Annotated in this window: 13 protein-coding genes and 1 tRNA gene; 9 read left to right on the top strand and 5 right to left on the bottom strand. The window is 60.8% G+C overall.

All coding sequences use genetic code 11. From position 1 onward, the window contains the following. The first annotated feature begins 143 nt into the window (after positions 1 to 143). The 4 genes from C8K18_RS01415 (at position 144) to C8K18_RS01400 (ending at position 3,946) form a co-directional block, all read left to right on the top strand. A complete protein-coding gene (locus C8K18_RS01415) occupies positions 144 to 866 on the top strand; it encodes a peptidoglycan DD-metalloendopeptidase family protein (protein ID WP_107706481.1) in 723 nt (240 codons plus the stop codon). A 108-nt stretch (positions 867 to 974) separates the two neighbouring features. Then, positions 975 to 1,301: a hypothetical protein gene (locus C8K18_RS01410; protein ID WP_006052003.1), complete on the top strand. Its 327-nt coding sequence runs from the start codon at positions 975 to 977 to the stop codon at positions 1,299 to 1,301. 978 nt (positions 1,302 to 2,279) lie between these two features. Beyond that, the gene (locus tag C8K18_RS01405; RefSeq protein ID WP_107706480.1) at positions 2,280 to 2,588 is read left to right on the top strand and encodes a DUF2288 domain-containing protein; all 309 of its coding nucleotides are present in this window, start codon (positions 2,280 to 2,282) and stop codon (positions 2,586 to 2,588) included. Further along, on the top strand, positions 2,585 to 3,946 hold the full coding sequence (locus tag C8K18_RS01400; RefSeq protein WP_107706479.1) for an MATE family efflux transporter: 1,362 nt from the start codon (positions 2,585 to 2,587) through the stop codon (positions 3,944 to 3,946). The genes C8K18_RS01405 and C8K18_RS01400 overlap by 4 nt, the downstream gene beginning before the upstream one ends. A gap of 475 nt (positions 3,947 to 4,421) precedes the next feature. Here the strand turns inward: C8K18_RS01400 and C8K18_RS33175 are convergent, their stop codons facing one another. Then, positions 4,422 to 4,589, bottom strand: a complete 168-nt coding sequence (locus C8K18_RS33175) for a hypothetical protein (protein ID WP_165919785.1) — start codon at positions 4,587 to 4,589, stop codon at positions 4,422 to 4,424. Positions 4,590 to 4,744: 155 nt separating this feature from the next. Between C8K18_RS33175 and C8K18_RS33170 the strand changes: the two genes are divergently transcribed. From C8K18_RS33170 to C8K18_RS01390, 3 genes are all read left to right on the top strand, one after another. After that, a complete protein-coding gene (locus C8K18_RS33170) occupies positions 4,745 to 4,921 on the top strand; it encodes a hypothetical protein (protein ID WP_006051998.1) in 177 nt (58 codons plus the stop codon). A 369-nt stretch (positions 4,922 to 5,290) separates the two neighbouring features. After that, a complete protein-coding gene (locus C8K18_RS01395) occupies positions 5,291 to 5,449 on the top strand; it encodes a DUF3309 family protein (protein WP_006051997.1) in 159 nt (52 codons plus the stop codon). A gap of 73 nt (positions 5,450 to 5,522) precedes the next feature. Then, positions 5,523 to 5,599: transfer RNA gene (locus tag C8K18_RS01390), tRNA-Pro, on the top strand. A gap of 199 nt (positions 5,600 to 5,798) precedes the next feature. On the opposite strand, the gene C8K18_RS01385 is transcribed toward C8K18_RS01390, so the two are convergent. Genes C8K18_RS01385 through C8K18_RS01375 form a run of 3 tightly spaced genes read right to left on the bottom strand, consistent with a single transcriptional unit; the run spans position 5,799 to position 9,173 of the window. Further along, positions 5,799 to 6,698, bottom strand: a complete 900-nt coding sequence (locus tag C8K18_RS01385) for a plasmid partitioning protein RepB C-terminal domain-containing protein (RefSeq protein ID WP_107706478.1) — start codon at positions 6,696 to 6,698, stop codon at positions 5,799 to 5,801. Then, entirely contained in the window at positions 6,695 to 7,609 is a 915-nt protein-coding gene (locus tag C8K18_RS01380; protein ID WP_107706477.1) for a ParB/RepB/Spo0J family partition protein, read from the bottom strand. Before C8K18_RS01380 ends, C8K18_RS01385 begins: the two co-directional genes overlap by 4 nt. Then, positions 7,602 to 9,173, bottom strand: coding sequence for a recombinase family protein (locus tag C8K18_RS01375; protein WP_258196042.1), 1,572 nt, complete (start codon positions 9,171 to 9,173; stop codon positions 7,602 to 7,604). Before C8K18_RS01375 ends, C8K18_RS01380 begins: the two co-directional genes overlap by 8 nt. Before the next feature lie 118 nt (positions 9,174 to 9,291). Between C8K18_RS01375 and C8K18_RS01370 the strand changes: the two genes are divergently transcribed. Further along, positions 9,292 to 9,639, top strand: coding sequence for a homeobox domain-containing protein (locus C8K18_RS01370; RefSeq protein ID WP_107706475.1), 348 nt, complete (start codon positions 9,292 to 9,294; stop codon positions 9,637 to 9,639). 578 nt (positions 9,640 to 10,217) lie between these two features. Further along, a complete protein-coding gene (locus C8K18_RS01365) occupies positions 10,218 to 11,087 on the top strand; it encodes a hypothetical protein (protein ID WP_107706474.1) in 870 nt (289 codons plus the stop codon). 52 nt (positions 11,088 to 11,139) lie between these two features. Here the strand turns inward: C8K18_RS01365 and C8K18_RS01360 are convergent, their stop codons facing one another. Beyond that, positions 11,140 to 11,739 carry a recombinase family protein gene (locus C8K18_RS01360; RefSeq protein WP_107706473.1) on the bottom strand — a complete coding sequence of 200 codons (600 nt, stop codon included), beginning with the start codon at positions 11,737 to 11,739 and terminating at the stop codon, positions 11,140 to 11,142. Positions 11,740 to 11,843 lie beyond the last annotated feature (104 nt).

The raw sequence follows: 11,843 nt of genomic DNA, 5'->3' as shown, positions 1-11,843 counted from the left end.
AGCATGCGTCGTTAGAAGGTGGGCGACGTCATCCTTCCTGGCCGCTTTTCCGATGCTGCAACGCAAAACCGTTAGAATCGGACGCTTTGTATCCACCTGCCGCGTGATCGGGATCGGCGCGCGGCAGCGCTTTGCGAGGTCCAATGCCTGAAACAACAAGAATGATCAAACGACTCGCGTGCGTGTCGTTGGTGGCGCTCATCGCCGCGTGCGGGTCTGCGCCAGTGGGTCCGGGTTTTTATCGCGTCGAACGGGGCGACACGCTGTCGAAGATCGCGCGCAGTCACCGGCAATCGGTGCAAAGCATCACGCGCTGGAACAACCTGACGAACCCCGACAGCATCGAAGTCGGACAAGTGCTGCGTGTCGAGCCGCCCAACGGTGTGGCCTCGACGAGCGGCGCCGTGCGCAGCAACGGCAACGGCAATGGCAGCGCGAGTGCGTCCGCCGCGCCGCGTCCCGCGCCGGGCGACAATGCGCCGTCGTCCGCGCCGTCGTCGTCGATTTCGCTCATCTGGCCGACGAGCGGCAGCGTCATTCGCGGCTTCGACGGCTCGAGTTCGAAGGGCATCGACATTGCCGCGCCGGCGGGCACACCCGTCGTCGCGGCGGCGGCCGGCACCGTCGTCTATGCCGGCAACGGACTGCGCGGCTACGGCAATCTGCTGATTCTCAAGCACAACGCCGAGTATCTGACCGCCTACGCGCACAATCGCGCGCTGCTCGTGAAGGAAGGCGAAACCGTCACGCAAGGCCAGAAGATCGCCGAGATCGGCGACACCGATACCAACCGCGTGATGCTGCATTTCGAGCTGCGTTATCAGGGCCGCTCGATCGACCCGTCGCGCGCGCTGCCCCCGCGCTAGGCGCGCCGCGGCGTCCGTCGCGCGGGGAACCCCGCGTGCTATAAACGCTCAATCCGGCAGACGTGGCCACCCGTCACGTCTGCCACGTCATCTGTAAGGAAATCCGTAATGAAGAGCGCATTGGCGTCCGTGGCGACGGCCGCGGCGATCGGTGTCGGCGTGCTGACACTGGGCAGCCTGGCCGGCTGTTCCACGACCACCACCATGACCTACTTGCCGAGCGGCGACACCGGCTTCGCGATCAACTGCAGCGGCAGCGACGCGAGCACGAGCTGGGCCGAATGCTATAAACGCGCGGGCGAAGTCTGCGGCAATTACGGCTACGACGTCGTCTCGAAAGATGTGGATAACGGCGCCACGTCGGGCGGCACCGTGGGCGGCATTTTCGGCGCGAACGTGAAGAACCGGTCGATGGTCGTCCGCTGCAAGCAATAAGCCGCGCTGGCCGCGCCGCCCGATTGCGGCGAATCCCGCCGACGGCGCAGCCAGCGCCCTGAACGCGGTTCGATGCGTGCGGCGAAGGCCAGCAAAGCCGCGAATGCAATCGGCCACAGCGCGACGAAAATGATTACCCCGTTCATAATCGACGAAAGGAAAGGTAAGTTTAATGATCCGCGCGAGGTATGTCGTCGCGGTGACCGCGGTTAAAAAGCAGGCAAAAAAAAGCCCGGCGCGAGGCCGGGCTAACGGGGGTTCGGCGCATATCGGCAAAGGACCGGTTCACCATGCGCCAGAACGAAATTTAACAACCGGCTTTTACAAGCGCAATATATTAATTATCCGAACAGTGTGATGCGACGCACGGATTCCGCGTTATGTGAACGCAAAACTCGGTGAATAAAAGGCCTGCACGGGGCTCTTATCTGTTGATCAACGGGCTCTTTAATTCATAAGCCAATTTGCCTAATGCGCCCGAGACCCGCATGGAGCAATGCTCGTGCCGGGCCGCGCGTATTGGGCTGAGGAAAGTTTTACAGCGATCGTGAGCGGACACGCCGGACGTGATCTCATCGGGCAGTGCCGCGAAAAGCGCTTAGTGCGCCACCGCACCATTTCTATTAACTAGCTTGATTGACCGCGCCTGTGCCGACCGAATATCCTCCACAGAAGTTCGCAATTGGCGAAATGTCCCAACTTTAAATAGGCAGACAGAACCGGCTGATTAAAATCGTCTGCTCATAATTAATAATCAGATGTTAATCGTTTGAACGTCGCTGCACAAGTCGGCCGAAAGTCATAATCCGTCCGCGCGGCAATGGTTTTTATGAGCCGCTCGCGCCGTTGAACCGCGCGACATGAAGGTTCAGAATCGAATCACTGCCCAACGGCCCGGCGCCGCAGAACGCTGCGCGCCGCGCAGGCTGCCCGCGCCGATGGTTTATAGTATCGACCCCCGCCAGAACCCCGCTTACGATGACTTCCAACGACGCGACCCACAGCCCTCTGTACACCAAACTGCTCGCCGAAACCGCGAAAATCGGCTGGCCGGAGCTGGAACGCTTTTTTGCGCGCGGCATGCTGCTGCGCGTCGCGAGCGACCTCGATCTGGTGAGCGTGGCCGAAGCCATCGCCAGCGACGACACCGCGCAGGTCACGCAATGGCTGTCGTCCGGACTGGTCGAGCGTGTGCAAGCGGAAACCGCCGCCGACTTCGCCGCGCGCGATCCTGACCTGTGGGCCGTGGTCGTGTCGCCGTGGGTGTGCGTGCAGGAACGCCATTGAGGGAAGCCGCGCAGCCGGTGCCCGCGCCCGCGTCCGCGCCGCCGGTGCGCTGGCACCGCCGCGTGCTTGCGCTTGCGTTTCCGATCGTCCTCGCGAATCTGACGCAGCCGATTCTCGGCGCCGTCGATACCGCCGTCGCCGGACACCTGGACGGCGCGTCGTATCTGGGCGGCGTCGCGCTCGGCGGGCTCTTTTTCAACTTCGTGTTCTGGGGTTTCGGCTTTCTGCGCATGGGCACGACGGGCCTCGTCGCGCAGTCGCACGGTGCCCGCGACGATGCCGGGCTGCGGGATAACGTCGTGCGCGCGCTGTTGCTCGCGGTTCTGATCGGCGCGGCGGTGCTCGCGCTGCAAGCGCCGCTCATCGATTACGCGCTGCGCGCCATCGGCGGCAGCGAGGCCGTGCAGCGCAACGCGCGGCTTTACTGCCATGCGCGCATCTGGGCGGCGCCGCTCGCGCTCGGCAACTACGTGGTGCTCGGCTGGCTGCTCGGGACCCAGCGCGTGCGGCTCGCGTTGCTGTCGCAGGTATTCATCAACGGTGTGAACATTGTCGCCGTCTTCGTGTACGTGCATGCGTTCGATTGGGGCGTCGCCGGAATCGGCGCGGCCACCGCCACCGCGGACGCGCTCGGCTTCGTGCTCGGTGCGGCGCTGCTGTGGCACGGCAGGCCGCGCGGTCTGCCTGCGCTGAACCGCCAAGCGCTCTTCGACGCCGCGGCGCTGCGGCGGCTCGTGGTACTCAATCGCGACATCTTCGTGCGCACGCTGTGTTTGCTGCTGTCGTTCGGATGGTTTGCGCATCTCGGCGCGCGGCAAGGGGACGCGACGCTCGCCGCGAATGCGCTGCTGCTGAATTTTCAGACCTTCATGGCTTATGCGCTCGATGGTTTCGCGCACGCGGCCGAGGCGCTCGTCGGTGCGGCGATCGGCGCGCGCGACCGGCATGCGTTCGTGCAGGCGGTCAAGGTGACGGCGCTGTGGTCGGCGCTCGGCGCGTGCGGCTTCGCGCTGGTGTATGCGGGCACGGGTTCGTGGATCGTCGAAGGTCTCACCGATCAGGCCAGCGTGCGCGCCACGGCCGAGCTGTATCTGCCGTGGGCGGCGCTTTCGCCGGTGGTGTCGGTGGCGGGTTATGTGCTCGACGGCGTGTTTATCGGCGCGACGCGGACGCGCGAACTGATGACGTCGATGATCGTGTCGTTCGCGGTTTTCGTCGGCGCGTCGTGGCCGCTGCTCGCGCTGTACGGCAACCACGGACTGTGGGCCGCGATGCTCGTCTTCATGGCGGCGCGCGGTGTGACGCTCGGGCGGTATTTGCCGGGGTTGGTGCGTGGGGTCGGGGGGGCGGGGGTGTAGGGGCGTTTTCTCTGGCGATGTGGCGTTGCGTTCCGCCGTCACCCGCGGTTGAGGTTTGGAAGCGCTGGTCGAGTTCGAGATTCGTGTGATGGTACTGTGGTCGTACGGCGCTCTCGTATGGCGCGGTTGCGTTGCCGCGGTGGCGTCGTCGTCGCCTCATCCTCCTCGTGGTTGCTGCGCGGTTGCGGCGTCGTTGCGTCGCCCACAAAATGCGGACCGACTCTGTGCCGCAGTTGCCTCGCGGTTTGGTCGTCGTTGCGTCGCCGCTCGCCCGTAACTCGCCTGGCCTCGCTTCGCCGCCTTCCCCGTTACGCCTTGAAACAAGCGCACACATATCCCACAGGGACGCGGCTCTAGAATGCCTGCAGCCCTCGCATTCCGCGCAAACAGTGTGCGTGGGTCAGAAGCGCCGGTGTGCCCGCATCGACGCTTCGCTTTATCGCAGACGCAAACTTAACGAACACTCAACTCAGGCTCAGCGCGCGACGGGCGCGGGCACCATCGCGGGCGGGTGGGTGTCGGTGGGCACGCCGTGATAATCGGCGGGGTCCTTCGGCGGGCCGGCGCGATGCGCGGACGGTCCATCCGCGCAGCCGGCGACGCCGGCGGCGAGCAGCAATGCAATCATCGAAACGCGGAACATAGACGCTAATCTCTCTAACGAAAAGAAGTGCACGACGGGAGCGCGGAAGTCTACCCGCAACGCGCATTCCATGACGCCGCACGCGCAGCCGCCTCTGCCATTTCGCGATGCTTGACCTACTATAAAGTCACAGCCGAACGTGAAAGGAGACTGCCATGGACGCTGAATCGATCGCCGGTCTGGTCGGACTCGGAGTAGGCCTCGCGGTGCTGCTGGCACTATCCATCTTCGAATCGAGAACCTATCGACGCGAACATGGCGAAGGCATGCTGCATCACTGGATAAGTCATCAGCATCCGCATATGCCGCATTGGATGCGTCGCCGGCATTGAAACCGCGGCTGGCGCCGGTCGTTTGCAGATGAGCCCGCGCTCGCGGGACGGTGTCGTTTTGTTCGCGTGATTTTGTTCCTTGAAGGCGTTCGCTGGAGCTGGCGCCTGATCCGCTGCTGATCGTCGAGTGATCTCGTCCGCGTGGCCGTGCGCGCCAAGCGGCGCTCTTGCTCGTCGCTCTACCGTCGCCCCTCGTCGCCCCTCGCCCCGCCCTCGCCCCCTCCTCGACAACTCCCTGGGCACGCGCGTTGCTGATTCGCAGGCTGCAAGGAGCGCGTGCATTGCGCGTCGCCTGTCGCGACAAGCAATGTGCGCCGGATCAACCAGACTGCGGCCCAGCACCCTTCCGGGCCGAGAGGGAGAACTCAAATGACGATCGGAACCATCCTGCTCATCGTGCTTATCCTGCTGCTGATCGGTGCGCTGCCGACCTGGCCGTATAGCAGCGGTTGGGGCTACCGCCCGACCGGCGTGCTCGGCGTCGTGCTGATCATCGTCATCGTGTTGCTGGTGCTCGGGCGCATATGACGCGGCTAACTTTGCTCCGACGCAATTCGCGATTGACTCTGGCACCTAAAGCCACGTAGAATCTCGGATTCGTCGGAGCGTAGCGCAGCCTGGTAGCGCATCTGATTTGGGATCAGAGGGTCGAAGGTTCGAATCCTTTCGCTCCGACCAACGAAAGCGCTGTGCAAACAAGGACTTACGGATTGCTCCCGTAAGTCCTTTTTGTTTTCCCGCTTCTCGCCATGTCTTCCGTTACCGCCCGGTTACCGGAAAATGGCCCGCACAAAACCGCGCGTCAGCGACCTTGGCCGAACATTAACGAAGCTGGCACGCCGTGCATCAAGTGCGGGCAAGCTCTGGACAAGCCATTTCATTCTCGCTGGGTGATGCGATTGTCTGCTGCGATCGCGTCCATCGTGGTTACTAAACTGGTGAGTAGGTCCCCGTGATGCCGCTTCAAGTGTCCTTGGATGTTTTCGTTGCGAAGCAGGCGCACCATAAAGCTTTTCGCGACGACGAGCGACAGCATCGTATCGCCAATCTCGTCTTCGACGGCTTGGCAGTCTTGCCGTAGCCGCTCCATCTCGCCCTCCATTTTCGCAAGGTCTTCGGTCGAGATTTCATCTTTCTTCTTCGGCTTCGCCCCATCAACCAACGCGTCACAACGCGTGGCGACCAGAATCATTTCGGCGTAGGTCGCCGTGAATTTGTTAGCAGCGGCCATGATTTCTGCTGCCTCGATCTGCCGGAATGGTTTCATCTTCTTCAAGACAGAAAAGACCTTGGGGGCGGCTTGCCGATTTTTGAGGAGCGAGACCGCCTCGGGCGCTAAACCGTCCAGCAAAGTGGCCCGCATGCGGATACTCCGCACGTCCATCCGAAGCACCTCGGCGATCCGCTTCTCCGATGCGCCTTTTGCCAGCGCAGCCCGAATCATCTTGTGCTCTTGTACTGCCGACAGGCGGGTGATATGCCGGTTGAACGTGAAGCTTTCATCGTCGGTCGAAATCATGCAGGGCGCGGTCTCCCGACGAAGTTCCTTTAGCGCCTCAAGCCGCAACCTCCCGTCGAGCAACTCATAATCTCCAAGCCGACGGGGGGAGCGGAACACCGCGAGTGGCTCTATCACGCCCAGCTCCGCGATGGAACTGAGGATGGTTCTGTATTTTGAGGTCGCCAAGGCCCCTTTGGTTAGCTGAGAGTCGGCGATAATCCGCTCAAGGGCAATATCGACAACGTTTGTCTCAAACCCGTGTCTGACGTTACTCATGGCATAAGCTCCGGCGGAATGCGAGAGGCGACCGCCTCGGGAATGTCCTTGATACCTTCGGCGCGCAAGAGCGTCCGGAAATGCTCGTCGGCAAGAAAGCGTCGCAGAGCCGAAGTGATCAGCAGTAGCCTCTGTTCTTGCAGATTGGCGTTCTGTACGATCATCTGTTGGCGACGAACCTCGTTCTTGTACGTCCGCAGCAGTTTTTGCGGTGATGGCTTTTCTCGAGGCGCCGGACGTCCATGCATCTTTTTGCCCGACGCTTCCCTTTTGCTGAGAATTCTCCGCACGCGCAGCAATTGCTCCCCGGTCAGCGTCTTGGACTCGTAGGCGGCGACCATCGCGGCTTGGACTTCCTCCGTCGGCGCTCGGGCGACTTCAACCGCCAGCCACAGCGGCATGGCGGACTTTTCAACCGCCTGTATCAGCCGTTGCTCGCCTCTCTCCAACAATTGCAGAATACCGTTGATATAGCTGTCGTCGAGATTTGTTTTCTTCGCAATCTCGACGGTTGTGTAACCCTTGGCACGAAGAACCTGCAGCCCGCTCAATAGCTCGACGGTTGAATGCCGCCGCCGCGCGATGTTCTCGGTCAGCGTGATGAGGTAACGGTCGATCTCATTAGCTTCGACAATGGAGCAAGGGATCATCGTCTCCCCTAACGCCTTGAGCGCCTCAAGCCTCCCCTGCCCGCACAAAACCTCATGCCAGTCACCGTCGGAGTCGCGCCCGCCGTGCGCAACTGTAATAGGCCGCTTGAGCCCAACCGACGCGATGTTCTCGACGAGCTGTGAGAAGAAATAGGGGTTGCGCGTCCGAGGGTTTAGCACGCGAAGTCTATCGATCGGAATCAGGATGATCTGCTCGCTGCGCGAAAGCGCGGAAACCATCTTATCGACGCGGTCATTCATAGCTGACTCCCTTGAGAGGAACCCGGCGCGCCAGATGACAAAGCATGCTCAAGTCGTCATAGCGATAGGCTTCGAATCCGAAATCGTTGTGGTCGCCCAGTCGGACCATGTCAGATGAGACATCGATGCGCGGCAAGAGGTAGTAGTCGCGGATCGACTTTGCGTCGAACTCCATGCGAACAGCGATTGTGATATCGGGGCGTAGCGCGTTATCAAAGCGGATGATCCAGCGATTCGAGCCAGCCGCGGTCGGTCGGCAACGTGATAAGGCGAGCGACACCTTGAATTCTTCGTTGACCCACAGCAGGCCCGACATGGCGTCTCTCTCGACCCGGGCACCCGTGGCGGCCATCGCTTGCTCGGCGAGCGAGACGACTTCGGGGTGAAGCTCCCGCAAGCGGCGGTTGGTTTCGACGTAGCGATAGTCACGAGCGGGCGTATAGCCGATCAGGTCGTAAGTTCGAAGCAAGCTTCCGAAGCGGCTCGTGTAGGCACTACTCGAAGGACAACCTAGAGCTTCATCGATAACGATGCCGGAAAGATAGCCGTTGCGCAGCAGCAGCGTGCGCAGTGCATTCAACATGTCGGTGTCGGTCCAGCGGTAGGAGCGTGCGAGGATAAGTTGGCGAGCAGCCTCGAAAATGATTCGTTCGACGATCGGCTCGAACGCGTTGTCCGCACGAATCCAAGAAGCCGGAGGATTGCGGACGCGCTCTTGTTTAAGCTTGAACGACACCCGGTTCCAAACGTTGTCGCCGACGTATTTGTCGTTGATGAGGATTTGATGGACGGTTCCCCGGGTCCACTGCGTGCCACGGTCTGTGCGGATGGCCGCCTCGTTCAGGGCGGCTGCAATCTCGGATTCGGATTGCCCTTCCTCAACAAACTGGCGATAGATGGCTCGCACGGTCGCCAGTTCATCGGGTGGCCCTGGAACGAGGATGACCCGATCCGTCTGGATTGCCTTTTGCTCACCGCGTTTCAACTCGTCTTTGCGAACGCCCGATTGGTCGACGCGAACGCGGCGCAACCCATATCCGGCTGGGCCGCCTTGACGGAATCCGTTGCGGACTTGGCGGCATTGCCCGGCGTGGACTTTGACACTAAGTTCCCGACTGTATTCGCCAGCCATCGTCCGCTTCACGCTCTTGATAATGCTTGAAACTGGACTGCCGTCGTTCTCAAACTGTTCTGCGCAGTAGAGCACCCTCACGCCCGCGTGCTTGCAGCGGATTTCGTAGCTCGCGCTCTCGTCTGGGTCTTGGAAACGCCCCCAGCGGCTCACGTCGTAGACGAGAATCACAGAGAAATCCGCAGCTCCCGATTCCGCGTCCCGGAGCAAGGCTTTCAGGGAATCCCGGCCGTCGAGCCGTAGGCCGCTTTTCCCTTCGTCGGCATAGACTCGCACGATGTCAAGGTTCCGGGCTTCTGCGAATGCCCGAATGACATCTTTCTGGTTTTCGGTTGAGTACTGTTGATGCTCCGTCGACATTCGCACGTATGCCGCCGCACGGCCTCTGCCGCCTCTGTCTTGCGGGGTTTCAGTGCGCGATGTCGGTTCCACCTTGCCTCCCGTGAACCGCGAGGGGACAGTTCCCGTCGCTGGATGCTCCCTCAGACAGACGGGCAGGCGCCGTCTCATTGCCTGCGTTCAAGGGAATATAGTTTCGGAGGCGCGAAAAATGTTGCCGGCAATACGCAAGAACTTGCTCAAGGAAAAGGAGCAAATCGGCGCGGAGTATCCTCTCGCGATCGCCATTGCACTAAAAGAAGAGCTCGGGGGCTCGCGGCAAACGATCAAGAAGCTTGCCCGGTGGACCGGTGCGAGCGAACGAACGGTTCAGAATTGGCTTGGCGGCGTTCGCGGTCCAAGCGGCCCTCACTTGGTCGCCCTAGCGAAACACTCCTCGGCCGTTCACTTCGCCTACCTGTCGATGACCGGCAGAGCGGACGATCACGCGCCAGATGTCGATGCATCAGTCAACTTGCTCAGAGAGGCACTCGTCCTGCTGACCGCCCGTTGCCGCTGACCTAGGCCGTTCTCGGTCTTGTTCTGCTAGACGCCAACGCGTCGAATTCCGATTGGCTCGTCCGATTGGACGTGACTTAATGCGGCACAACAGAAACGGTCAACGAACGTCCGATTTCTTGTCACCTGGGACATCGGCCAGCGGCAGCCAAGTGCAAAAAACGAGATGATTGCCGTTTGGAAGGATTCCCGCCATTACTCACCGCGAGGGAGGCATAGTCGTATGCTAAATGTTCGTGTTTTCGAACAAGCCGATGCCGACGAACGGTGCCTTCGGCGCTTTGACCATCCCGAAGACATGAGTACGCAGCCGCCGCCGGCATACCATGTCGATACCGAGAGTGGGTTCCCGTGGTAGAGCGTCAGATTCAAAAGGCATAAAACGCATTATCTTCCTCAAGCCCTAGGCGCATCAGCCGATAAGAAGCTGATGGCGTTCTGCGCGTAATCTCAGCTTGCGCTCTGCGTGCGCAGTGTGTCAGTGACTCGTACATTGTCAATCGGTCGGTCTTTTGATACCGCTTAGGGGGTGGCCTGCGCCATCTAGTAGCACCGCCCGCGCGGGGATATAGGAGGAATATGCAATACGCAAAAGCTGGTAATGGAAAGGTCTGGGAAGCAGCAGAGTTTGCCGGGCTCCCCAGTCAGCAGCTTGAGGACGAACGCCGCAATCTTACCTGCGTCGAGTGCGGGGAATTCGCATGGTTTCGGAAGCCAAGCACGCATGGACATCCGGCCCATTTCTGCGCTCACCACACGTCGCAATGTAATCTACGCGTGGAGTATGTCGTGGTCGGCGAGCCGCGCAATGAGGCATCCATCGCTGAAGGCCAAGTGGCCAGCGGCGATCTCATCGTCGTTGACCTCGACCAGGAAATCGGTGGGAATGTTGATGTCACGCCTGTACAGCCGCCGCCGACCGGCGATGGCGAAGGTGGTGGACGAACATACGCGGTACGCGGAGGGAACCGGCAAGCGTCGCAGCACTTTACTTTGCGCCGGATATTGCTGCGACTTGTGCAAAGTCCCGATTTTCGTCGTTCAGATCGACAAATTAGATTGAGCAAGGCTGACGGCGAAGTCCTCATTCAAGGGGCGGTCCGAGACATTGCCGCGAGCTTCGATGAAATTCGCGCCGAGAGACACAACGACATACTAGCGCTGTACTGGGGACCTATTTCTACGACCGGACGTACGCCAGACGGAAAACTCTGGCTTAACTCATCGGATCGGTACAGTGGTGCAAGCGTCGTCATTTTTGAAGATGTCGCGGACGACGTCCTGCAGACGTTTGGCATTACGGACCTGGATGATCTTGCAGGCGCACACGTGCTCGTTGCCGGACGCTGTACGGTCCGTGACGGCGCTAGGCCATTCATCTGGTGCAGTTCGCCCAAGTACATAATGATTAGACGATACCGCGATGAGAGGTTGCAGGCCGATTTGTAGCCTACCGGATGACGAGCACTGTCCTAACAGCCGCTTCGCGCCGGCGCGGTTGTCAAGAAGGCGCCCGATCCGCGCATGCCCGCTTGACGGTCGCCGTGCCAACGCCGAATTTCTCCGCGGTTTCTCGAATGCTTGCACCATGCTCTGCCCGCCAAATCTTGATTGCAGAGTAGTCATGTGATCGTGCGCGCCCCTTGTACTTTCCCTCGGCCTTCGCGATCGCCACGCCGCGCCGCTGCATCTCGGCGCGGTTCAGATAGTCGGCTTCTCCCTGCGCGGCCATGAAAGCTAGAATCGCGTCGCGCGTTGCTTTCTCGATGGGGTCTTTGGCCTTGCCGTCGAAGGTCATGCCGTTCAGCGTGCATTCGACACGTACTTCCAGCGCCATCAATCGGCGCATGGTCGCATGTAGCTCGTCATAGCGGCGGCTGATGCGGTCCAGCCAGCGCACAATGAGAATGCCGCCGTGCCGCAAGTCGTGCTCGGCTTTGCGCCACTGCTCACGCTCGGCGGGGGCTACGTGATAGCCGCTGACGCCCTCATCAATGAACACGTCCTTGTCCTGCACCGCGTGGCTTCTGGCGTCCTCATATTGGCTCGCCGCTGACTGGCCGTCCGTGGTGGAAATCCGCCCGTAATAGAGTCTGCGCATGATTTAATGTGGATCATTTGGATTGTTAGATCAATTTTATCATGGATCAAATAACCGGTTGATCCTGTTGATCCACGGCTGAACGACCCGGCGCATGGGTCGTT

Origin of the sequence: Paraburkholderia sp. GV068 (assembly GCF_003058125.1) — a bacterium.
Classification (GTDB): Bacteria; Pseudomonadota; Gammaproteobacteria; order Burkholderiales; family Burkholderiaceae; genus Paraburkholderia; species Paraburkholderia graminis.
This window is presented reverse-complemented; position numbering and strand designations above follow the sequence as displayed.

Bases quoted from the DNA above. Each gene is read 5' to 3' on its own strand.
- C8K18_RS01395 (WP_006051997.1), top strand. From the start codon at position 5,291: ATGACGATCGGAACCATCCTGCTCATCGTGCTTATCCTGCTGCTGATC.
- C8K18_RS01365 (WP_107706474.1), top strand. From the start codon at position 10,218: ATGCAATACGCAAAAGCTGGTAATGGAAAGGTCTGGGAAGCAGCAGAG.
- C8K18_RS01360 (WP_107706473.1), bottom strand. From the start codon at position 11,739: ATGCGCAGACTCTATTACGGGCGGATTTCCACCACGGACGGCCAGTCA.
- C8K18_RS01415 (WP_107706481.1), top strand. From the start codon at position 144: ATGCCTGAAACAACAAGAATGATCAAACGACTCGCGTGCGTGTCGTTG.
- C8K18_RS01405 (WP_107706480.1), top strand. From the start codon at position 2,280: ATGACTTCCAACGACGCGACCCACAGCCCTCTGTACACCAAACTGCTC.
- C8K18_RS33170 (WP_006051998.1), top strand. From the start codon at position 4,745: ATGGACGCTGAATCGATCGCCGGTCTGGTCGGACTCGGAGTAGGCCTC.
- C8K18_RS01385 (WP_107706478.1), bottom strand. From the start codon at position 6,698: ATGAGTAACGTCAGACACGGGTTTGAGACAAACGTTGTCGATATTGCC.
- C8K18_RS01370 (WP_107706475.1), top strand. From the start codon at position 9,292: ATGTTGCCGGCAATACGCAAGAACTTGCTCAAGGAAAAGGAGCAAATC.
- C8K18_RS01410 (WP_006052003.1), top strand. From the start codon at position 975: ATGAAGAGCGCATTGGCGTCCGTGGCGACGGCCGCGGCGATCGGTGTC.
- C8K18_RS01380 (WP_107706477.1), bottom strand. From the start codon at position 7,609: ATGAATGACCGCGTCGATAAGATGGTTTCCGCGCTTTCGCGCAGCGAG.
- C8K18_RS33175 (WP_165919785.1), bottom strand. From the start codon at position 4,589: ATGTTCCGCGTTTCGATGATTGCATTGCTGCTCGCCGCCGGCGTCGCC.